Annotated in this window: 20 protein-coding genes and 1 pseudogene; 9 read left to right on the top strand and 12 right to left on the bottom strand. The window is 59.1% G+C overall.

Features of this window, described 5'->3' with window-relative positions; translation table 11 throughout:
• Positions 1–12 precede the first annotated feature (12 nt).
• The gene (locus HGHM_RS11280) at positions 13–921 is read left to right on the top strand and encodes an alpha/beta hydrolase family protein (protein ID WP_019141638.1); all 909 of its coding nucleotides are present in this window, start codon (positions 13–15) and stop codon (positions 919–921) included.
• Between the two features lie 54 nt (positions 922–975).
• Here the strand turns inward: HGHM_RS11280 and htpG are convergent, their stop codons facing one another.
• The gene (gene htpG / locus HGHM_RS11275; RefSeq protein WP_019141637.1) at positions 976–2,886 is read right to left on the bottom strand and encodes a molecular chaperone HtpG; all 1,911 of its coding nucleotides are present in this window, start codon (positions 2,884–2,886) and stop codon (positions 976–978) included.
• 117 nt (positions 2,887–3,003) lie between these two features.
• The gene (locus HGHM_RS11270; RefSeq protein ID WP_019141636.1) at positions 3,004–4,467 is read right to left on the bottom strand and encodes an aminotransferase-like domain-containing protein; all 1,464 of its coding nucleotides are present in this window, start codon (positions 4,465–4,467) and stop codon (positions 3,004–3,006) included.
• A 107-nt stretch (positions 4,468–4,574) separates the two neighbouring features.
• Here HGHM_RS11270 and HGHM_RS11265 point away from each other — a divergent pair, with 107 nt between their 5' ends.
• The 5 genes from HGHM_RS11265 (at position 4,575) to HGHM_RS21180 (ending at position 8,257) form a co-directional block, all read left to right on the top strand.
• Positions 4,575–5,165 carry a LysE family translocator gene (locus HGHM_RS11265; protein ID WP_019141635.1) on the top strand — a complete coding sequence of 197 codons (591 nt, stop codon included), beginning with the start codon at positions 4,575–4,577 and terminating at the stop codon, positions 5,163–5,165.
• Positions 5,166–5,205: 40 nt separating this feature from the next.
• Positions 5,206–6,075, top strand: coding sequence for a DMT family transporter (locus HGHM_RS11260; RefSeq protein WP_020693842.1), 870 nt, complete (start codon positions 5,206–5,208; stop codon positions 6,073–6,075).
• A gap of 94 nt (positions 6,076–6,169) precedes the next feature.
• Positions 6,170–6,628: a RidA family protein gene (locus HGHM_RS11255; RefSeq protein ID WP_019141633.1), complete on the top strand. Its 459-nt coding sequence runs from the start codon at positions 6,170–6,172 to the stop codon at positions 6,626–6,628.
• A gap of 123 nt (positions 6,629–6,751) precedes the next feature.
• Positions 6,752–7,945, top strand: coding sequence for an aminotransferase-like domain-containing protein (locus HGHM_RS11250; RefSeq protein ID WP_026075931.1), 1,194 nt, complete (start codon positions 6,752–6,754; stop codon positions 7,943–7,945).
• 12 nt (positions 7,946–7,957) lie between these two features.
• The gene (locus tag HGHM_RS21180; protein ID WP_019141631.1) at positions 7,958–8,257 is read left to right on the top strand and encodes a DUF1272 domain-containing protein; all 300 of its coding nucleotides are present in this window, start codon (positions 7,958–7,960) and stop codon (positions 8,255–8,257) included.
• A gap of 162 nt (positions 8,258–8,419) precedes the next feature.
• Here the strand turns inward: HGHM_RS21180 and parC are convergent, their stop codons facing one another.
• From parC to HGHM_RS11220, 5 genes are all read right to left on the bottom strand, one after another.
• Positions 8,420–10,732, bottom strand: a complete 2,313-nt coding sequence (gene parC, locus HGHM_RS11240; RefSeq protein ID WP_019141630.1) for a DNA topoisomerase IV subunit A — start codon at positions 10,730–10,732, stop codon at positions 8,420–8,422.
• Positions 10,733–10,765: 33 nt separating this feature from the next.
• On the bottom strand, positions 10,766–12,754 hold the full coding sequence (locus HGHM_RS11235) for a DNA topoisomerase IV subunit B (RefSeq protein WP_019141629.1): 1,989 nt from the start codon (positions 12,752–12,754) through the stop codon (positions 10,766–10,768).
• A 282-nt stretch (positions 12,755–13,036) separates the two neighbouring features.
• Entirely contained in the window at positions 13,037–14,206 is a 1,170-nt protein-coding gene (locus tag HGHM_RS11230; protein ID WP_019141628.1) for a vWA domain-containing protein, read from the bottom strand.
• A 9-nt stretch (positions 14,207–14,215) separates the two neighbouring features.
• Positions 14,216–14,803: a GNAT family N-acetyltransferase gene (locus HGHM_RS11225; RefSeq protein ID WP_019141627.1), complete on the bottom strand. Its 588-nt coding sequence runs from the start codon at positions 14,801–14,803 to the stop codon at positions 14,216–14,218.
• A 25-nt stretch (positions 14,804–14,828) separates the two neighbouring features.
• Positions 14,829–15,683, bottom strand: coding sequence for an AAA family ATPase (locus tag HGHM_RS11220; RefSeq protein WP_019141626.1), 855 nt, complete (start codon positions 15,681–15,683; stop codon positions 14,829–14,831).
• 278 nt (positions 15,684–15,961) lie between these two features.
• On the opposite strand from HGHM_RS11220, the gene HGHM_RS11215 reads away from it, so the two are divergent.
• Together HGHM_RS11215 and HGHM_RS11210 are read left to right on the top strand one after the other, a co-directional pair.
• Complete coding sequence (locus tag HGHM_RS11215; protein ID WP_019141625.1) at positions 15,962–16,282, top strand: c-type cytochrome; 321 nt, start codon at positions 15,962–15,964, stop codon at positions 16,280–16,282.
• Positions 16,283–16,292: 10 nt separating this feature from the next.
• Positions 16,293–16,646: a c-type cytochrome gene (locus tag HGHM_RS11210; protein WP_019141624.1), complete on the top strand. Its 354-nt coding sequence runs from the start codon at positions 16,293–16,295 to the stop codon at positions 16,644–16,646.
• A 69-nt stretch (positions 16,647–16,715) separates the two neighbouring features.
• Here HGHM_RS11210 and HGHM_RS11205 read toward each other — a convergent pair whose 3' ends face one another.
• Entirely contained in the window at positions 16,716–17,141 is a 426-nt protein-coding gene (locus tag HGHM_RS11205) for a DUF1841 family protein (protein ID WP_019141623.1), read from the bottom strand.
• A gap of 109 nt (positions 17,142–17,250) precedes the next feature.
• Here HGHM_RS11205 and HGHM_RS11200 point away from each other — a divergent pair, with 109 nt between their 5' ends.
• Entirely contained in the window at positions 17,251–17,838 is a 588-nt protein-coding gene (locus HGHM_RS11200; RefSeq protein WP_019141622.1) for a malonic semialdehyde reductase, read from the top strand.
• A gap of 34 nt (positions 17,839–17,872) precedes the next feature.
• Here the strand turns inward: HGHM_RS11200 and nth are convergent, their stop codons facing one another.
• From nth to HGHM_RS21175, 4 genes and pseudogenes are all read right to left on the bottom strand, one after another.
• Positions 17,873–18,523 (bottom strand): endonuclease III, encoded by a 651-nt coding sequence (gene nth, locus HGHM_RS11195; protein WP_019141621.1) that lies wholly within the window; start codon positions 18,521–18,523, stop codon positions 17,873–17,875.
• Positions 18,520–19,224 carry an electron transport complex subunit RsxB gene (rsxB, locus tag HGHM_RS11190; RefSeq protein WP_026075930.1) on the bottom strand — a complete coding sequence of 235 codons (705 nt, stop codon included), beginning with the start codon at positions 19,222–19,224 and terminating at the stop codon, positions 18,520–18,522. Before rsxB ends, nth begins: the two co-directional genes overlap by 4 nt.
• Before the next feature lie 114 nt (positions 19,225–19,338).
• Positions 19,339–20,574 (bottom strand): polyhydroxyalkanoate depolymerase, encoded by a 1,236-nt coding sequence (locus HGHM_RS11185; RefSeq protein ID WP_019141619.1) that lies wholly within the window; start codon positions 20,572–20,574, stop codon positions 19,339–19,341.
• A 661-nt stretch (positions 20,575–21,235) separates the two neighbouring features.
• Positions 21,236–21,434, bottom strand: a pseudogene (locus HGHM_RS21175) (ferredoxin--NADP(+) reductase); the annotation flags it as partial.

Raw genomic sequence — 21,434 nt, 5'->3', positions numbered from 1 at the left:
CCGGGACAGACAATGGAACAGATCACAATCAATGCAAAGGACGGCTACCGACTGGTCGCCAATCGATTCGCTCCGCCGGGAAAGGCAAAAGCGGTGGTCGTGATGGCGCCCGCGATGGGCGTGAAGCAGAGCTTCTATTTCCCATTCGCGCAGTTCCTCGCGCAGCAAGGCTTTGCAGTACTGACCTTCGACTATCGCGGATCGGGCACCTCGGTGCCGCAAAAGTTTAATCGTTCCCTGCGCGGTTTCAAGGCTGATCTGTTCGACTGGGCCGCGGACTACAACGCTGCCGTACGCGCAACCCGCGCATGGCAGCGTCACCTGCCGCTGCTGGTCGTCGGACATTCCCTCGGCGCCCAGTTGCCGGGCCTGTTGGCGGACAGCCATCTGATCGACGGCATTCTCACCGTCGCCGCCGGCACCGGCTACTGGCGCGACAATGCGCCGCAATTGAAGCGCATCGTCTGGCTCATGTGGTACGTCTTCGTGCCCTTGTTCACGCCCCTGTTCGGCTATTTCCCGGGCAAGAAGCTCAACATGGTCGGCGATCTGCCGAAGGGCGTGATCTACCAGTGGGCGCAATGGTGCAGGAACCCGCACTATGTCGTCGATCGCGCGGGCAGGCCGATGCGAGACGGCTTCGAGAAGATCCGCGTTCCGCTGCTCTCGATGAGCTTTACGGACGATGAAATGATGAGCCGGCGCGGCACCGACTGCCTGCACGATTACTACAGGAATGCGCAGGTTGAGCGCAGGCATATCGCGCCGCAGGAGGTACAGGCCAAGCGTATCGGCCACTTCGGATTCTTCCGCCCGGAGTTTCAGCCGAGCTTGTGGAGGCAGGCAGCGGATTGGCTGGAGCAATGCGCTCAGCCTGAAAATGCGCCGCTTCCTGCCATGGCAGGCGCCGGGGGCCTATAAAAAAAACGCTGCGGGCCAGGGGCAACGCAGCGGTCTTCAATTTGGCGAAAAGTCTTATCCCGCCATTCCCAGCAGCATGTCATTCAGCCGCTTCACGAAACCTGCCGGATCGTTCAGCGAGCCGCCTTCGGCCAGCATTGCCTGGTCGAACAGGATATGCGACCAGTCGTCGAACTTCGCGTCTTCCTTCTTCAGGCGCTGCACCAGCGGATGATCCGGATTGATTTCCAGGATGGGCTTGGCCTCCGGCGCATTCTGGCCCGCGGCTTTCAGCATGCGCAGCAGGTTGCCGGAAAGCTCGTTTTCATCCGCGACGAGGCAGGCAGGCGAGTCGGTCAGGCGGAAGGTCACGCGCACATCCTTGGCCTTGTCGTTCAGCGCGCCTTTCATCCTTTCCACCAGGTCCTTGTACTGCGCCTCGGTTTCCTCATGCTGCTTCTTCTCGGCTTCATCTTCCAGCTTGCCGAGGTCGAGATCGCCCTTGGCTACCGAGACCAGTTCCTTGCCTTCCACTTCATGCAGGAAGGACAGCATCCACTCGTCGACACGGTCGGTCATCAGCAGGACTTCCACGCCCTTCTTGCGGAAGATTTCCAGGTGCGGGCTGTTCTTTGCCGCGGCGTAGGACTCTGCGGTGATGTAGTAAATCTTGTCCTGGCCTTCCTTCATGCGGCCGATGTAGTCGGTGAAGGACACGTTCTGGGCGTCGCTGTCGTTCTGGGTTGAAGCAAAGCGCAGCAGCTTGGCGATGCGGTCCTTGTTGGTCGGGTCTTCGCCTATGCCTTCCTTCAGCACCTGGCCGAATTCCTTCCAGAAGGTCGCATACTTGTCCTTCTGCGCCTGATCGTCGCTGTTGGCCAGTTCTTCCAGCAGGCCGAGCACGCGCTTGGTCGATCCTTCGCGGATCACCTTCACGTCGCGCGACTCCTGCAGGATTTCACGCGAGACGTTCAGCGGCAGGTCGGCGGAATCGATCACGCCCTTGACGAAGCGCAGGTAGACCGGCATCAGCTGCTCGGCATCGTCCATGATGAACACGCGCTTCACGTACAGCTTGATGCCGCCACGCTTGTTGCGGTCCCACAGGTCGAACGGGGCACGCGAGGGAATGTACAGCAGCTGGGTGTATTCGCTGCGGCCTTCGACGCGGTTGTGGGTGTAGGCGAGCGGGTCCTCGAAATCGTGCGCGACATGCTTGTAGAACTCGTTGTACTGCTCGGGCGTGATGTCGGCCTTGCTGCGCGCCCACAGTGCGCTTGCCTGGTTGACGGTTTCGAATTCATCCTTGACCACCGTCTCCTTCTTCTCTTCATCCCATTCTTCCTTCTTCATCAGGATGGGGAGGGAGATGTGGTCGGAGTACTTGCGGATGATGGACTTCAGCTTCCAGGTCGACAGGAATTCATCCTCGCCCTCGCGCAGGTGCAGGATGATGTCGGTGCCGCGGCCGAGCTTATTGATGGTCTCGACGGTGAAATCGCCTTCGCCGGTCGATTCCCAGCGCACACCTTCACCTGCGGGAAGGCCGGCGCGGCGGCTTTCGACGGTGATCCGGTCGGCGACGATGAAGGCGGAATAGAAGCCGACGCCGAACTGGCCGATCAGGGCCGCATCCTTCTGCTGGTCGCCGGACAGCTTGGAAAAGAATTCCTTGGTGCCGGACTTGGCGATCGTGCCGAGGTGTTCGACGGCTTCGTCGCGGCTCATGCCGATGCCGTTGTCGGCAATGGTGATGGTGCGCGCTGCCTTGTCGAAGGTGACCCTGATCTTCAAGTCCGGATCGTTTTCGAACAGCGAAGTGTTGTTGATGGCTTCGAAGCGCATTTTGTCCGCGGCATCAGAAGCATTGGAAATCAGTTCCCGGAGGAAAATCTCCTTGTTGGAATACAAGGAATGAATCATCAGCTGCAGGAGCTGTTTGACTTCTGCCTGAAAACCCAGGGTTTGCTTTTCGGATACGGCCATTTTTACCTCAAGAATGAATAAGGGCAGGAATTTATGCCGGCGACCGGCTGGTCGGATTGGCAACTCGCGAATAAATGGGGATCAGGAAAAACTTTTTCAAGTCCTCGCCGCGCCGGTTCAGCCCCGGATTTCCCGTTCCAGGAAGCGCAGCACGCCCGGGTCCGCCATATTGGCGATATTGACGCGCATGCGGGTTGACGGCAGCTGGCTGGGCGAAAACAGGCTGCCCGGCGCGAGCAGGATATCCTGTTCCATCGCCTTTTCCGTCAGCACATTGGTATCACGGCCGGTGTCGAGCCAGAGGAACATGCCGGCCGGCGTGGCGAGATCGGCGTTCAGGCCGATGCGTTCCAGCTGCTTGACAGTCTTGTCGCGCACGTGATCGAGCTTGCCGCGCAGGCGCTCGACATGCTTGCGGTAATGGCCTTCGGACAGGATCTTGTACACCACGCGTTCACCGATTTCGGTGGTCGTCAGGGCCGACAGCATCTTGCGGTCGGACAGCTGCTTGGCCAGCTCTTCCGAGGTGGCGATGAAGCCGACGCGAAGGTTTGCCGCCAGCGTCTTGGAAAAGCCGCCGAGGTAGATCACGCGGTTCAGCTGGTCGAGCGCGGCGATGCGGGTGGCGGGCTGGATCGCGCTGCCGGGATGCATATCGCAGTAGATGTCGTCTTCCACGATGGTGAAGCCGTGCTGCTCGGCGATCTTGAGCACTTGGAAGGCCTTGGCTGCCGACAGCGAGGTGGAGGTCGGATTGTGCAGCACCGAATTGATCACGAACAGCTTGGGCTTGTGCACTGCCGCCAGTTCGGCCAGCTTCGCGATATCCGGCCCGTCCGGCAGGCGCGGGATGCCAACTACTTTCGCGCCCAGGGTGGCAAACGAACCGAACATCAGGAACCACGCCGGATCGTCGACGAATATCGTGTCGCCCGGCTGGGTGAAATGGCGCGCGATCAGGTCCAGCGCATGCGTCACGCCGGATGTCGTCACGAACTGGCCGGGCGCGGCCGCAATCTCCATCTCGGCGAGCTTCAGCTGCAGCTGCTGGCGCAAGGGCAGGAAGCCTTGCGGATTGCCATATCCCAGCAGCAGGTTCTGGTTCTGCCGGCTGATGGCGCGCAATCCGTTCGCCACTAGTTCACCGTCGAGCCAGCTGTTCGGCAGCAGGCCGGAGCCCGGCATCTTCTCCGCCGGATACTGGCGGAACATGTTGCGCACCAGCCAGACCACATCGATTTGCTGCGGCTTGGAATCGGCCGCTTGCCGATCGGTGGCGGCTGTCATGGACGAGCGCTCGCGCACATAGAAACCCGAGCCGCGCCGCGATTCCAGGAATCCTTGTGCCACGAGCCGGTCGTAGGCTTCCACCACCGTGAAGCGCGACACGCCGTGCAGGTCGGCAAACTGGCGGATCGAAGGCATGCGCGTGCCGCTGCGCAGGAGCCGGTCGTCGATGCGCGCCTGCACCGAACGCACGATCTGCTCGACGAGGGACTGGCCCGAATCGCGCGACAGGACCTGGGGCACTGAGGCAAGCGCGGGGCGGGCGCCGTTTTTTCGCAAGGCTGTATTGGTCATATTGCCATGACAGTAAGTCAGATTATTTGTGGAATTGTACTGGTACTGTACTGGTTTCGTCGATTAGCATAGCTCATCCATCAATACCTAACAAATTTCAAAAACGTATGGAATCCCTGCTGCCATTGGCATTGTTTGCATTCGTGGCGTCGATCACGCCCGGGCCGAACAACATCATGCTGACCTCATCCGGCATCCTGTTCGGATTCATGCGCTCGATCCCGCACATGCTCGGCATCACGATCGGCTTCGGTGTGCTGCTGGCCTTGTGCGCCGCAGGAATAGGCAGCCTGATTCTTGCCGTGCCGGCGATGCACGCGATCCTGAAGATCGCCGGTTCCGCCTATCTGCTTTATCTGGCCTGGCAGCTGCGCAGCATGGCATTCGGACAGGACGAGGGCGGGCGCGCCCGGCCGATGTCCTTTCTCGGCGCGGCAGCCTTCCAGTTCGCCAATCCCAAGGCATGGATCATGGCCGTGACCGGTGCCTCGGCTTTCCTGCCGGTGGTGCAGCCGGTCTGGCTGTCGATTGCCTTGTTCTGCTTCGTGTTCTGCCTCGTCAATCTGCCCTGCATCAGCGTGTGGGCCGGTACCGGCGCCGCGCTGCGCCGCTACCTGACGCAATCGGCGTGGCAGCGCCTGTTCAGTGCCGTGATGGTGCTGCTGACGGTGTATTCGGCAATCGCCATCTGGCTGTAGCCGCAAGCAATCAACCCGGGCAGAAAAAGTGAGCGGAACGATGACGCAGGAAACCAAGGGTATGTGGCTGGGCTTGATCGGCGTTGCCATGTTCAGCCTGACCTTGCCATTTACCCGCATGGCGGTAGCGGAGCTGAATCCGGTGCTGGTCGCGCTGGGACGTGCCGTGGTGGCTGCCGGAGCCTCGGCGCTCCTGCTCTGGTGGAGCGGCGCGGCCCGTCCGACGCCGGCCCAGATGAAGGCGTTGATGATCACATCGCTCGGCGTGGTGGTCGGGTTCCCGGTGTTTTCCTCGATCGCCATGCGCTATGTGCCTGCTTCGCATGGCGCGATTGTGCTCGGCATTCTGCCGCTTGCCACCGCGATGGTCGGTGCGCTGCGCTTCGGCGAGCGGCCGTCGACGGGGTTCTGGATTTCAGCCGTATGCGGCAGCGTGATCGTGATCGGATTTGCGCTATGGCAGGGGGGAGGGGAGTTGCAGCTGGCCGATCTCGCCTTGTTTGTCGCGGTGCTGGCGGCCGCCATGGGATATGCGGAAGGCGCGCGTCTGTCGCAGTCCATGGGCGGGCAGCAGGTGATTTCATGGGCACTGGTGCTGTCCATGCCTTTGCTCATCCCGATCACTGCCTGGCTGGGCTGGCGCTACGGCATGAGTGCCTCGCCCCGCGCCTGGCTCGGGTTCGCCTATGTGTCGCTGTTTTCCATGTTCATCGGCTTCTTCTTCTGGTACAAGGGCCTGGCGCTGGGCGGCATCGCTCGCGTAGGGCAGGTGCAGCTGCTGCAGCCTTTCCTGACCCTGGTCGGGGCGGCCCTCCTCCTGGGCGAGTCGCTGGAATTGCGCAACCTGTTGTTCGCGGCAGCTGTCCTGATCGTTGTCGTGGTCGGCCGCCGTGCTGCAATCCGCCGTTAAGCCTAGGAGTCGATAAGGGTAAAATCGGCCGGCCCGTCGATTCACGGCCTTTCCCGATTTTTCCCGGACTAACTAATTTTTTTTGGAGCAAGCCATGTCTTTCTATCAGAAGCTCAAGGAACTGAATATCACATTGCCCGCCGTATCCGCGCCGGCCGCCGCCTATGTGATGCATGCGCAAATCGGCAATACCGTCTTCCTCTCCGGCCATATCGCGAAAAAGGATGGCAAGCCCTGGGTGGGGCAGTTTGGCAAGGATATGACGACTGACGAAGGCAAGCAGGCGGCGCGAGCAGTGGCGATCGACCTGATGGCAACCCTGCAGGCGGCTTGCGGCGGCGACCTGAACCGGGTCAAGCGCATCGTCAAGGTCATGAGCCTGGTGAACTCGACCAGCGATTTCACCGAGCAGCACCTCGTTACCAATGGCGCTTCCGAATTGTTCGGCGAGGTGTTCGGCGAGCAGGGCAAGCATGCGCGTTCCGCTTTCGGCGTGGCACAGCTTCCGATGGGATCCTGCGTGGAAATTGAATTGATCGCCGAGATCGCGTAAGCGCCGGCGCAGTCTCTGCTGCGCGGGACTTTGCGACCGGGAATGCAAGTGGCAGATGTAATTCGGAGCCGGCTGGAAGGCCGGGCGAAAACGTGGCGCAGAATCGAGTTAAGCGAACCAACCATGAAAATTGAAAACCCTAGTCCCATGCAATGGCAGTGCGCCGAACGCGCCGGACAATTGCAAAGCTCCGTCATCCGCGAAATCCTGAAAGTCACGGTGCGCCCGGAAGTCATTTCCTTCGCAGGTGGCTTGCCTTCGCCGGAAGCCTTCCCGGTGGAACGTATGCGCTCGGCATTCGACGCCGTGCTGTCGCGCCAGGGGAAAGTGGCGCTGCAATACGGGCCGAGCGATGGCTACGCACCGCTGCGCGCGTGGATTGCGGATTCGCTGTCATCGGATGGCGCGAGGATCCTGCCCGAGCAGGTGCTGATGACATCGGGCTCGCAGCAGGCGCTGGACTTGCTCGGCAAGGTGCTGATCGATGAAGGCAGCAGGGTACTGGTCGAAACACCCAGCTATCTCGGCGCGCTGCAGGCGTTCTCCTTGTACCGGCCGGAATTCATGTCGGTACCCACCGACGAGCATGGGCTGGTGCCGGAGGCGATTGCGCCGCTGCGCCAGGGCGCGCGCTTGCTATATGCCTTGCCCAACTTCCAGAATCCGACAGGACGCACGTTGCCAATTGAGCGCCGCGCTGCACTGGTTGAAACCTGCGCCCGCCTCGGATTGCCGCTGGTCGAGGACGACCCTTACGGCGCGCTCAGCTATCGTGGCGAACCCTTGCCGAAGATGCTTACGATGAACCCGAGCGGCGTGATTTACATGGGATCGTTTTCCAAGGTGCTGACGCCCGGCATCCGGCTCGGCTACGTGGTGGCGCCGCTGCAGTTGGTCGGCAAGCTGGAGCAGGCAAAGCAGGCAGCCGATCTTCACACCGCGCAGCTGACCCAGATGGTGGTGCATGAAGTGGTGAAGGATGGCTTCCTGGATGAGCATATGCCGACCATACGTCGCCTGTATGCGAATCAGTGCGAGGCCATGCTGGCTGCGCTCGCCGAGCATTTCCCTGCCGGCACGAGCTGGACCCGGCCGGAAGGCGGCATGTTCATCTGGGTGACTTTGTCCAAGCACATCGACAGCATGAAGCTGCTGGAAGAAGCGATTGCGCAAAACGTCGCGTTTGTTCCGGGAGCGCCGTTTTACGCCAATGCGGTCGAGCACAATACGCTCCGCCTGAGTTTCGTGACGGTGCCGCCGGAACGGATACGCGAGGGGATTGCGAAACTGGGGAAGCTGATCGCTTCCAAGCTTTGAGAGGGAGAGCGCATGCTTGCACTGCGACCAAACTGCGAATGCTGCAACAGGGATCTGGCACCGGATTCTGCCGACGCGATGATCTGCAGCTTCGAATGCACTTTTTGCAGGGATTGTGCCGAGGGCGTATTGCAGAACACCTGCCCGAATTGCGGCGGCGAGCTGGTGCGGCGGCCGGTTCGTCCTGCAGAGAAGCGTGTCAACTCTCCCGCATCGACCGAGCGCGTCTACAAGCCGCTGACGGGAGCACGGCTGGAGAAACATGCCGCATATGTGAGCCGCTATCGCGGTATAGACCCGGCCAAGCGCTGAAACCATAAAAGCATTTCACCATGCATGGCAGGGTGAAATGCTTAGAGAATTTCAAATTGCCAAAGAAAAGTAGGGTGTGCCATGCGCACCGGAACCGCATGGCGCGTGCAGCACACTCCACTTCCTTTCCTTCCAGACTTTTGGAAACTGCTCTGGCGCTTCCTACTCCTTTGCCATCAAACCGTAAGGCTTGATCTTCGCGTCCAGCGCCGTGCCTTTGCGTGCACGTTTACCGACGTGCGGCTTCAAGTCCGCTGCACCAAAAGCAAGCTCCTGGATTTTTCCACCGCGACCTGTGCCAATGATGGTCAGCCCGCTCTTGCCGATCGGCTGCGTTGCAATCAGCCTTTCATTCTTTTCCAGCTCCATCAGGATCACGCCGCGGCCGCCGCCGGACTGGGTCTTGACTTCGCTGAGGCTGAAGACCAGCAGGCGGCCTTTCTCGGACAGGCAGGCCAGTGAGCTGGCATTCGCGGGCACTACGCGCGGCACGATCGGCTCGGCGCCTTCGTCAACCGTGATGAACGCCTTGCCCGCCTTGACGCGGCTCACCATATCGCCTGCTTTCGCGGTAAAGCCATATCCCGAGGTGGAGGCGAGCATCAACATCGTGTCGGCCGGTCCGACGAAGAAATGCAGCAAATGTGTGCCGCTCGCAAGCTCGACCAGGGTGGTGACCGGTACACCGTCGCCGCGCGCGCCGGGCAGGGCCGATACCGGCACTGAATAGATGCGGCCATTCGAACCGAAGGCGAGGAGGGTGTCGACGGTACGGCATTCGAAGGCGCCGTACAGGCTGTCGCCCGCCTTGAAGGTGAATTGCGCCGCGTCGTGGCCGTGGCCGGTACGTGCACGCACCCAGCCTTTCTGAGAGATCACGACGGTGACCGGCTCGTTGATCACCTTCTGCTCGACTACGGCCCTCTCGGCTTCCTCGATCAGCGTGCGGCGCGCATCGCCATACTGTTTCGCATCCGTCTCGATTTCCCTGATCACCAGCTTCTTCATCGAGGCAGGGTTGTCGAGAAGGTCCTGCAGTACGGTCTTTTCCTTGCGCAGCTCGTCGAGCTCCTGCTGGATCTTGATCGCTTCCAGGCGCGCCAACTGGCGCAGGCGGATTTCCAGGATGTCTTCCGCCTGGCGGTCGGACAGCCGGAAGGCCTTGATCAGGGCCGGCTTCGGTTCATCCGATTCGCGGATGATCTTGATCACCTTGTCGATGTTGAGCAGGACCGCTTCCCGCCCCTCGAGAATATGGATGCGGTCGTCCACCTTCTGCAGGCGGAACTGCGTCCTGCGGGTGACGGTGGCGAAGCGGAAGTCGATCCACTCGCGCAGGATGTCGCCCAATCCCTTCTGGCGCGGCCGGCCGTCTCGGCCGATCATCACCAGGTTGACTGGGGCGCCGGTTTCCAGTGAAGTATGGGCCAGCAGGGTGTTCATGAACTCGTCCTGGTCCACGTTCTTCGACTTGGGCTCCAGCACCAGCCGCACCGGCGCATCCTTGTCCGATTCGTCGCGCGCCTTGTCGAGCACCGTGAGGACCGCCTGCTTCAATGCCAGCTGTTCCTGCGCCAACGATTTCTTGCCGAGCTTGACCTTCGGATTGGTCAGCTCCTCGATCTCTTCCAGCACCTTCTGCGACGACGTCCCAGGCGGGAGCTCGGTGATGACCGCCTGCCACTGGCCGCGTGCCAGGTCTTCGATCTTCCAGCGCGCACGCACCTTCATGGTACCGCGGCCGTTCTCGTACATTTCCGCGATGGCCGAAGCCGGCGTGATGATCTGCCCGCCGCCCGGGAAATCCGGTCCGGGAATCATGGCCATCAGTTCGTCATGCGTAAGCTTCGGATTGCGGATCAGTGCTACCGCTGCCTTGGCGACTTCCTGCAGGTTGTGCGAAGGGATTTCCGTGGCCAGGCCGACCGCAATGCCCGATGCGCCGTTCAGCAGCACGAAGGGCAGGCGCGCCGGCAGCAGCTTCGGCTCCTGCGTGGATCCATCGTAGTTCGGCTGGAAATCGACCGTGCCCATGTCGATCTCGTCCAGCAGCAGCTTGGAGATCGGCGTCAGGCGCGCTTCGGTATATCGCATCGCGGCTGCGCCATCGCCGTCGCGCGAGCCGAAATTGCCCTGGCCGTCGATCAGCGGATAGCGTAGGGAAAAATCCTGGGCCATCCGCACCAGTGCGTCATACACCGACTGGTCGCCGTGCGGATGCAGTTTGCCGAGCACGTCGCCGACCACGGCCGCCGACTTGCGCGGCTTGGCGGTAGAGTTCAGGCCGAGCTCATGCATCGCATACAGGATGCGGCGCTGCACCGGCTTTTGTCCGTCGCAGACATCGGGCAAGGCCCGGCCCTTGACTACTGAAATCGCGTAGTCGAGATAAGCGCGCTCGGCGAAGGTCGCAAGCGTCAGGGATTCGCCGTCACCGGCGGGCATGGCTTCGAAAAGATTGGCTTGTTCAGTCATCGTGGTTCAGCAAATTGTCCGGTGTGAGCGATCTCAGATATCGGCTTCCGCTTCGTTGCCATGCTCTTCCAGCCAGGCGCGCCGCGCTGCGGCTTCGCCTTTGCCCATCAGCATGTTGAAGCGGTTCTCGGAAGCGGTGAGGTCGAAGTCTCCGAGCGAGACGGGCAGCAGGCGGCGGGTATCCGGGTTCATGGTGGTTTCCCACAGCTGCTCCGCATTCATTTCGCCCAGACCCTTGAAGCGGGAAATGGTCCAGCCGCCATCCTTGACGCCATCCTTGCGCAGCTTGTCCTCGATGGCTTCCAGTTCACCATCGTCCAGCGCATAAAGCTTCTGCGCGTGCTTCTTGCCGCGGGCCGGCGCATCCACGCGGTACAGCGGTGGCCGCGCGACGTAAATATGGCCGCGCGCGATCAGTTGCGGGAAATGCTTGAAGAACAGGGTCAGCAACAAGACCTGGATGTGCGAGCCGTCCACGTCGGCATCGGACAGGATGCAGATCTTGCCGTAGCGCAGACCGCTCAGGTCCGGCGTATCGTTCGGTCCGTGCGGATCGACGCCGACTGCTACCGCGATATCATGGATTTCATTGTTGGCGAACAGGCGGTCACGGTCGGTTTCCCACGAGTTCAGCACCTTGCCGCGCAGGGGCAGGATCGCCTGGAATTCCTTGTCGCGTCCCATCTTCGCCGAGCCGCCGGCCGAATCGCCCTCGACCAGGAACAGCTCGTTGCGGGAAATATCGTCCGATTCGCAATCGGTCAGCTTGCCCGGCAATACCGCAACGCCGGAGGATTTCTTCTTCTCGACTTTCTGCGCCGAACGCAGGCGCGACTGGGCCTGCTTGATCACCAGTTCCGCCAGCTTCTTGCCAAAGTCCACATGCTGGTGCAGCCACAGTTCGAGCGCCGGCCTGGTGAAGCTGGCCACCAGCCGCACTGCATCGCGCGAATTCAGGCGTTCCTTGATCTGGCCCTGGAACTGCGGGTCGAGCACCTTGGCCGACAGCACGAAAGACACGCGTGCAAACACGTCTTCAGGCAGCAGCTTGACACCTTTCGGCAGCAGCGCATGCATCTCAACGAAGCTCTTGACCGCGCCGAACAAGCCTTCGCGCAAACCCGCTTCATGCGTGCCGCCTGCCGGAGTGGGGATCAGGTTGACGTAGGACTCGCGCACCACGTTGCCTTCCTCGGTCCAGGCAACCACCCATGCCGCGCCTTCGCCTTCGGCAAATCCTTCGGTATCGGCACTCGCATACTGCTGGCCTTCGAACAGAGGGATCAGGGGCTCCGCATGGGAAGCCTGCGCCAGTGATTCCACCAGATAGCCGCGCAAGCCCTGGTCGTACTGCCAGGTCTGCGTGTCGCCATTCTTCGCGTTGACCAGGGTGACTTTCACGCCCGGCAGCAGCACCGCCTTGGAGCGCAGCAGACGCTGCAGTTCCGCCTGCGGAATGGTGGCGGAGTCGAAGTATTTCGGATTCGGCCAGACAGTGACGCGGGTGCCGGACTTCTTTTCGTCGCGTGCCAGCGGCCGCGACTTCAGCTTTTGTACTACGTCGCCGTCAGCAAAGGCGATCTGGTGCATGCCGCCTTCGCGCCATACCGTGATTTCGAGTCGCGACGACAACGCATTGGTGACCGACACGCCTACCCCGTGCAGGCCGCCGGAGAAGGAATACGCTCCGCCCGAGCCCTTGTCGAACTTGCCGCCGGCATGCAGGCGGGTGAACACGATTTCCACCGTTGGCACCTTTTCTTCCGGATGCAGGCCGACCGGAATGCCGCGGCCATCGTCTTCCACACTGACGCTGCCATCGGTATTGAGCGTGACCAGGATGTTCTTGCCGTGGCCGCCGAGCGCTTCATCGGAAGCGTTATCGATCACTTCCTGAATGATGTGCAGCGGATTCTCGGTGCGGGTGTACATGCCCGGGCGCTGCTTGACCGGTTCCAGTCCCTTGAGGACGCGGATTGAGGCTTCGCTGTAATCGGAGACGGAGGATTTTCTAGTTGCCATTCGGTTGGAGATGCCAGTAATGAATGCTTGTTGAAATGCGTTCAGACCAAAATTTTTTGCATTCTAATGAAAAAACAGGGGAATCGATGGGTTAAGCCTCTGGTCCGGGGAGATTGCCCGAAAACTGATTGACTTTGCAAGTCCGGCGTTGCTGTTCGGAGAATTTCGATTGCTGCTGGCTCCTAGTCGTGTTCTTTGAATATGGGGGCCAGCACGCATTTCAACAATGGGTCAGGCGAAAAACAGTGTCTTGTAGAATCGGCAAGACAAGGGCGGGACGCATTACTTGCTGAGTAGGCGCATGGCGCGTTCCAGTCCTTCTATCGTCACCGGGAACATCCGGTTGTTCATGATCTGCCGGATCACTGAAATCGACTGGCGATACTGCCACAGGCCTTCCGGCTCGGGATTAAGCCAGATGAAGCTCGGGAAGGTGGAAGTGAAGCGCTGCAGCCACACCGCGCCCGCTTCCTCGTTGTTGTACTCCACTGAACCGCCGGGCTGCAGGATTTCATAGGGGCTCATGGTGGCGTCGCCGACGAAGATCAGCTTGGTATCGGGCGTGTACTTGCGCAGGATATCCCAGGTCGGGAAGCGCTCGGCATGGCGGCGCCGGTTGTTCTTCCAGAGATAATCGTAGACGCAGTTATGGAAATAAAAGAATTCCATATTCTTGAATTCGGACTTCGCCGCCGAAAACAATTCCTCTGTCTGCGCAATATGGTCGTCCATCGTGCCGCCCACGTCCAGCAGCATCAGCACCTTGATGTTGTTCTTGCGCTCCGGCTGCATCTTGATGTCGAGGTAGCCGGCGTTGTTGGCTGTGGCGCGAATGGTGTCGTCGAGCGCCAGCTCTTCTTCTGCGCCTTCGCGCGCGAACTTGCGCAGCCGGCGCAATGCCACCTTGATGTTGCGCGTGCCGAGCTCGCGTTCGTCGTCATAGTCCCGGTAGCTGCGCTCTTCCCAGACTTTCACTGCTGAGCGATTGCCGCCTTCGCCACCGATGCGGATACCTTCCGGATTGTAGCCGCCGTGGCCGAAGGGGGAGGTGCCGCCGGTGCCTATCCATTTGTTGCCGCCCTCGTGGCGTTCCTTCTGCTCCTTCAGCAATTCCTTCAGGCGATCCATCAGCTTGTCGTAGCCGAGCTTTTCGATGGCGGCCTTCTGCTCCGGCGTCAGTTCGCGCTCCATGCGCTTCATCAGCCATTCGAGCGGAATCTCGGGAGTTTTCTCGAAAATTGCATCGATTCCCTTGAAGTACAGGCCGAACGCCTTGTCGAACTTGTCGTAATGCGCTTCGTCCTTGACGAGCGTCGTGCGTGCAAGGTAATAGAAGTCGTCAAGCGAAGGGCTGATGACGTTCTTCTGCATGGCTTCGAGCAGGATCAGGAATTCCTTGATCGAAACTGGAATCTTGGCGTCCTTGAGCGTAAAAAAGAAATCGATTAACACGGCAAATTCTCAGCGTTCGAGTTTGAATTGCAGGTGGCGCTTTACTGCCGGCCATTCGGATTCGATGATCGAAAACACTACGGTGTCCCGGTATGAGCCATCCGACGCAATCTGATGATTGCGCAGGATGCCATCCTGCTTCGCGCCGAGGCGGGCAATCGCTGCGCGCGACTGCTGGTTCATCCAATGGGTACGGAATTCGACCGCAATGCACTTGAGCGTCTCGAAGGCATGCGCAAGCAGCATCAATTTGCATTCAGTGTTGATGCCGGTCCGCTGTGCGCTCCGGGCATGCCAGGTATGGCCGATCTCGAGGCGGCGGTTGGCGGCGTCGACATTGAAGTAGCGGGTGCTGCCGACGACATCGCCATTGCGGTTGTCGCGAATGACGAATGGCATGGCGCCATGCCGATCGCGCATGTCGAGCGCGGTCTCAATGTAATCGCGGGTTTTCGCCGGCGCGGGCACCGAGGTGTACCACAGCTTCCACAATTCGCCATCCGAAGCTGCCGCAACCAGGGCATCATGGTGCGTAGCTGTCAGCGGTTCAAGGACGGCGAGCCGTCCCTTGAGCGTGACTGGTTCGATGAAAGCCATCTTGCTCCAGCCTTGTTCGTAAAGACTAACGATTTGTGCGCGACATGAATACCAGCCGCTCGAACAGGTGAACGTCCTGTTCATTTTTCAGCAGGGCGCCATGCAGGGGCGGCACCACGGCCTTCGCGTCCTTGCTGCGCAGCGCTTCCGGCGGAATGTCTTCCGCCAGCAGCAATTTCAGCCAGTCCAGCAATTCGGAAGTCGACGGCTTCTTCTTCAGGCCGGGCACCTCACGCACTTCATAAAAGGTTTGCAGCGCCTGCGCCAGCAAATCCTTTTTCAGGCTTGGGAAGTGAACACCGACGATCTGCGACATCGTGTCTCTGTCAGGAAACTTGATGTAGTGGAAGAAGCAGCGACGCAGGAAGGCGTCTGGCAGCTCCTTCTCGTTGTTCGAGGTGATGATGACGAGCGGCCGGTGCTTTGCGCGCACCATTTCACGCGTCTCGTAGACATAAAATTCCATGCGGTCGAGTTCGCGCAGCAGGTCGTTCGGGAATTCGATATCGGCCTTGTCGATTTCATCGATCAGCAGCACCACCTGCTGATCGGCCTGGAATGCCTGCCAGAGCACACCCTTGACGATGTAGTTGTGGATGTCCTTGACGCGCTCGTCGCCGAGCTGGGAATCGCGCAGGCGCGACACGGCGTCATATTCATACAAGCCTTGCTGGGCCTTGGTGGTGGACTTGATGTGCCACTGCAACAGGGGCATGCCGAGCGCCGCAGCAACCTGTTCGGCCAGCATCGTTTTGCCGGTGCCGGGCTCGCCCTTGATCAAAAGCGGGCGTTGCAGCGTCAGAGCAGCGTTGACTGCAAGCTTCAAGTCATCGGTGGCGACATACTCCCGGGATCCTTCAAATCGTGTTTGCTGTTGCATGGCTCTTGTCATTGAAAAATAAAATCAAGTATAAGCGAGAACAAATTCACAGGCTGCCGCTTTGCCAGAAAACTGGAACGTCCTGTACGGGCGGGATGTCTACACATGCCGTCGATTTCGGTTTCTGCCCCGTCGTGGACTGCCAGGGAGTCTTGGGTTAGAATTAATCGCTTTTGGTGCGGCGAGGCAACAATCTGAATACGTCACGAAAGATCGCCCGCTACCGTAGCAGCCAAGTTTCGCATTAAGCCAGTTTCGCATTACTTATCCTAGCCATCATGAAAAAAATATTCGTGCTTATCGCACTTGCGGGTAGTGCCAACCTTGCCGCTGCTGCGGACATCGTCGGCAACGCCAAGGCGGCCGAAAACAAGACTTCGATGTGTATCGGTTGTCATGCCATCCCCGGTTACAAAGCTTCTTTCCCCGAGGTGTATCAGGTGCCGATGATCGGCGGCCAATCGGCGAAGTACATCGAGAATGCGCTCAAGGCGTATCAGAAGGGCGAACGCAAGCATCCGAGCATGCGCGGCATTGCAGCCGGTTTGTCGGATCAGGATATCGCTGACCTTGCTGCCTATTACTCACAGCAAAAATAAGGGATACGAAATGAAGAAGATTTTCGCAGCGGCTGTGGTCCTGTTTGCCTCGGCAGTTTCCTTGAATGCGGTGGCTGGCGGCAATGTCGACACCGGCAAGAAAGCGGCGGAAAAATACAATTGCGCCGCCTGCCACGGCAAGGATTTCAATACTCCGATCGATCCCAGCTATCCGAAACTGGCTGGACAACATGAGGATTATCTGGAGCATGCGCTGGTCGCCTATCAGCGTGGTGGCGATGGCCCGAATGGTCGCGGCAATGCGATCATGGGTGCGCAGGCCAAACCTCTCTCCCAGACCGAAATCAAGGATATCGCCGCTTATCTGCACAGCCTGCCTGGCTCGCTGGTATTGCGCAAATAATCCCTCGGGATTTTCGAGTCATGAAAAGCCACGGGCCGCCGTGGCTTTTTTTTGGGGCCGTCCAGGTCGTCATCCCCGGCGCTTGATGCATTCGATATAGGCCTCTCCATCAGGGGGCAGGCCGCTGCGCTGCGAATTCCAGATCATCTGCCCCAGGCATTCCATGATCTGATGGTGCGCTTCATGTTCGGAGTTCAGCCGTTGCGCGAGACTGAGGAACGCCGCCCGGATGCCGGGCGGCTGGTCAATCGAGATTTGTTCCGCGATCGACAGGTGCATGGACAGGTGAAGAAAGGGATTGCTTTGCCCCCGCTTGACGGAGTAATCGGCGGCAAGAGCCGCATCCTGATCGCGTAATGCTTCCGCGTATTCGGGGTGCTGGACGATCCAGTCGCGCGCGATCGCTTCCAGCGGAGTCAGGATCTCATTTGCATTGGATTTGCGGTGAGTTTCACAGAAGAACCTGCGGACATCATGTTGGGATGGAGAAAACATCGTATCGGCTAAAGAAGAATCAGGATAGGCAGCTGTCCGGAAGGAAAAGACAGAGTGGATTAAACTTGCTGGCTGTGTTTTTCAATTTTATCCCACCAACAAAGACGGAATGATCATGCTGGACAATGCTGCACTCGATATCCTGTTCAATCAGGCCCGGACCCACAGTGCCTGGCTCGACAAAGAAATCTCCGATGAGCAATTGCACCGGATTTATGAAGTGATGAAATGGGGACCGACTTCGGCCAACAGCAGTCCCGCCCGCATCGTGTTCGTCAAATCGGGCGAAGCCAAGGAAAAGCTGCTTGCCTGCATGGGGCCCGGGAATGTTGACAAGACCAGGGCTGCACCAGTGACCGCGATCATCGGCATGGACATGCAGTTCTATGACAAGCTGCCGCAGTTGTTCCCGCATACCGATGCGCGTTCCTGGTTTGTGGGAAAGCAGGCGCTGATCGAAGCAACCGCATTGCGCAATTCATCGCTGCAGGGCGCCTACTTCATCATGGCAGCCCGCGCCCTTGGATTGGATTGCGGCCCGATGTCGGGCTTCGATGCGGACAAGATCAACGCGGCATTTTTTGCCGGCACTTCCATTCGGGCCAACTTCGTCTGCAACCTCGGCTACGGCGACAAGAGCCAAATGAATCCGCGTTCCCCGCGGCTATCCTTCGACGAAGCCTGCAGGATTATCTGAGCGCCAGCGGAAGCAAGTCCCGCCCGCAGATGGATTACACGCCTTTCTCGGGCAGGGGTGTCTTGGGCTGGAATTCGCACAGGTCGGCGATGATGCAGTTCCAGCACAGCGGCTTGCGGGCGATGCAGGTGTAGCGCCCGTGCAGGATTAGCCAGTGATGGGCATCGTGCCGGTACTCCTGCGGCACGACCTTCAGCAGCTTGCTTTCCACTTCCTCGACGGTTTTCCCCGGCGCGATATTGGTCCGGTTGGCGACGCGGAAGATATGCGTGTCGACGGCGATGGTCGGCTCGCCGAACGCGGTATTGAGCACGACATTCGCCGTCTTGCGACCGACGCCGGGCAGGGCTTGCAAAGCCTCGCGGGAGCGCGGGACTTTGCCTTCATGCTGCTCAAGCAGGATGCGGCAGGTTTCGATGACGTATTTCGCCTTGTTGCGGTACAGGTTGATCGTGCTGACGTACTGCATCAATCCCTCGACTCCGAGCGCATATATCGCCGCCGGCGTATTCGCTACCGGGAACAGCTTGCGTGTGGCCTTGTTGACGGAGACATCGGTCGCTTGCGCCGACAGGATCACTGCGACCAGCAATTCGAAAGGCGTGGTGTATTCCAGTTCGGTGGTCGGGTGCGGATTGGCCGAATGGAACCTTCGGAATATCTCGATACGTTTCTCGGCGTTCATGCTTGCTTGCCGCCTTCCTTTGCGGCCATCTGTTCCCGCTTCTGGCGTGCCCGTTCGAGCGCAGCCTGGATGATGGCTTTCTTGCGTTCCTGTTCGGCTCTTGCTTCCGGCGACGACGCTGCTTCGGCTTCGACCTGCTTCAGTTTGGCCGCCGCCTTGGCCGCCAGGCGGGCTTCATTCTCCTGTTGTTCGCGACGCAGCCGCATAGTGCGGAATTCATGACGTTCGCGTGCCGCATCTGCCTGTTCCTGCGACCATGCGGCCCAGCCAGTCTTGCCGGGCGTGACTTCGACCATGGAGATGCAGTCGACCGGGCAGGGCGCAACGCACAAGTCGCAGCCGGTACACAACTCCGGCAGCACCGTGTGCATCTGCTTTGCTGCACCCACGATCGCATCCACCGGGCAAGCCTGGATGCAGAGCGTGCAACCGATGCAGGCCGATTCATCGATCACCGCCACCGGACGCGCGCGCTCAACGCCATTGACGGGATTGAGCGGAATGACCGGTTTGCCAAGCAGCTTTGCCAGTCGCGCAACGCCTTCCGCCCCTCCAGGCGGGCACTGGTTGTAGCTGGCCGTTCCATTCGCCACCGCTTCGGCGTAGGGACGGCAAGCTGGATAACCACATTTCGTGCACTGGGTCTGCGGCAGCAGATCTTCTATCTGGTCGGCCAGAGTTTTAAGTGTGGAACTGGACACAACGGGAATATGACGGGGAAAAGGAGGATTATCCGGGGAAACCGGCCCTGCTTCAAATGAAAAAAGCCGTTCTCCCTACCGAGAGAACGGCTTTGTCATGCCGAATGAAGACGATCAGGAATTCGCCTTGATGAATTCACCGATCTTTGGGCAGATGACTTCACGCCAGCGGCGTCCCGAAAAGATGCCGTAATGGCCGCATTTCGGCGCAGTGAAATGCTGCTTTTTCGAGGCTGGGATGTTCGGACACAGATCCTGTGCCGCCTGGGTCTGGCCGGCTCCCGAGATGTCATCCAGTTCGCCTTCGATGGTAAACAGGGCGACGCCCTTGATGTCCTGCGGACGCACCGGCTTGCCTTCCACTTCCCATGTGCCACGCGGCAGGCGGAATTCCTGGAACACGATCTTGATGGTTTCCAGGTAATACTCTGCGGGCATGTCGAGCACCGCATTGTATTCGTCGTAAAACTTGCGATGTTCTTCCGCGGACTCGTTGTCGCCTTCGCGCAGGTGCATGTAGAAATCCCAGTGGCTCTGTGCATGGCGGCGCGGGTTCATGGCGACAAATCCGGCGTGCTGCAAGAAGCCGGGATACACCTTGCGGCCGAAGCCCGGATAGTTCGCCGGCACACTGTAAATCACCGTATTCTCGAACCAGGAAAAAGGTTTGGTCGTGGCCAGGTCGTTGACTTGGGTCGGGGATCTGCGCGGATCGATGGGGCCGCCCATCATGGTCATGGTTTTCGGCAATTTCGGGTCGTTGGCAGTCGCCATCAGCGAAATCGCAGCCAGCACCGGCACGGTCGGCTGGCAAACCGAGATCACATGCACGTCGGGCCCCAGGCGGCGAATGAAATCCTGCACGTAATAGATGTAGTCATGCAGGTGGAACGCGCCTTTCGATGCCGGCACCATGCGTGCATCGGTCCAGTCCGTGATGTACACATCATGCTCTTCCAGCATGCTGCGTACGGTGTCGCGCAGCAGGGTGGCATGGTGGCCGGAAAGCGGAGCGACCAGCAGGACGGTTGGCTGCTTCGTGCCGGCGAATTGCGGATCGCTCAAGTCTTTCTTGAAATGCAGCAGGGTGCAGAAGGGCCTTTTTTCCGCGACTTCCTCGAATACGCTTACGGATTTGCCCTGCACGTTTACGGCCTTGATTCCGAATTCCGGCTTTTCATAATTCTTGCCAAGCCGGTACATCAATTCATATCCTGCCGCAATCCGCTGGGAAAATGGCGTGTGGGCGAGTGGCGATACCGGATTGGAAAACAATTTGGCGGAAGCCTCGGCCCATTGGACGAAGGGGCCGAGAAAGGTGCGGTTCAGTTCATGAAATTGATAAAGCATGTTCGTGTTCTTTCAAGTGGCATCGCGACCAGCAGATTTTCCTGATAAAAACTAATTGCTGCAATGCATCAAATGCAATTTTCAGTACCAAACCGAAAAATATTTACTTCAACAAAGCTCGACTGATCCGTGCTCCCCTTATGTCTATTTCTGAACCTGCATGGGTTTTACATGAAATATGTCATGACAATGCCTTGATTTTCCAGCCATAAAACTTTTCTTCGAAGAAGTACTTGGATTGAGCGCTTGCAGAATCTCCTTATGTCGTGAAGTTTGAAACGTCGCGATTACGAGACATCGGTTCCTCTTGCGCCAGGCTCAAAATTCCATGACGCACGTGCTTTCATAGAATGCAGGAAGCATGCCACACATTCCAATGGCGGCTAGAGGCGGGAATGGCGGGCGACCGCGGTCGTGTACCAGCTTGGTGGATTGTCAAAAACGCCAGAAACTGCAAACCGCCCAAGAGTGCCTTGTAATTTTTACCGGGGATTCCAGCTGAATTTTTCCTGTTCATCAATGCCTTGCGTTCAGGCGGAGACTGCAGGCTGGCTAAAGGAAGAAATCAAAAGGACGGGGGAGGCGGGAAAATTATGAATAGCAACAAAAAAGCGCTTCTGCCTGTTGGCAAGAAGCGCTTTTCAGAAAGCCGGTGTTGGTTTCAGTCGAACACCGGAGTTTCCACGCCAAGAATCTTGTGCAGCTTCGGCGAAGTGGTGGTGTATTGCATGTGGATTTTCTTTTCCGGGAAGATGTATGGTGCGGCACCAAACGCAGCCAGTGCAGCTTCATGGAAGCCGGAAAGGATGAGTTTCTTCTTGCCCGGATAGGTATTGATATCGCCAACGGCAAAAATACCC

The organism is Noviherbaspirillum massiliense JC206 (assembly GCF_000312045.1).
GTDB lineage: Bacteria > Pseudomonadota > Gammaproteobacteria > Burkholderiales > Burkholderiaceae_D > Noviherbaspirillum > Noviherbaspirillum massiliense.
The sequence above is the reverse complement of the archived record's forward strand: the minus strand, read 5'-3'. Positions and strand labels throughout refer to the sequence as shown.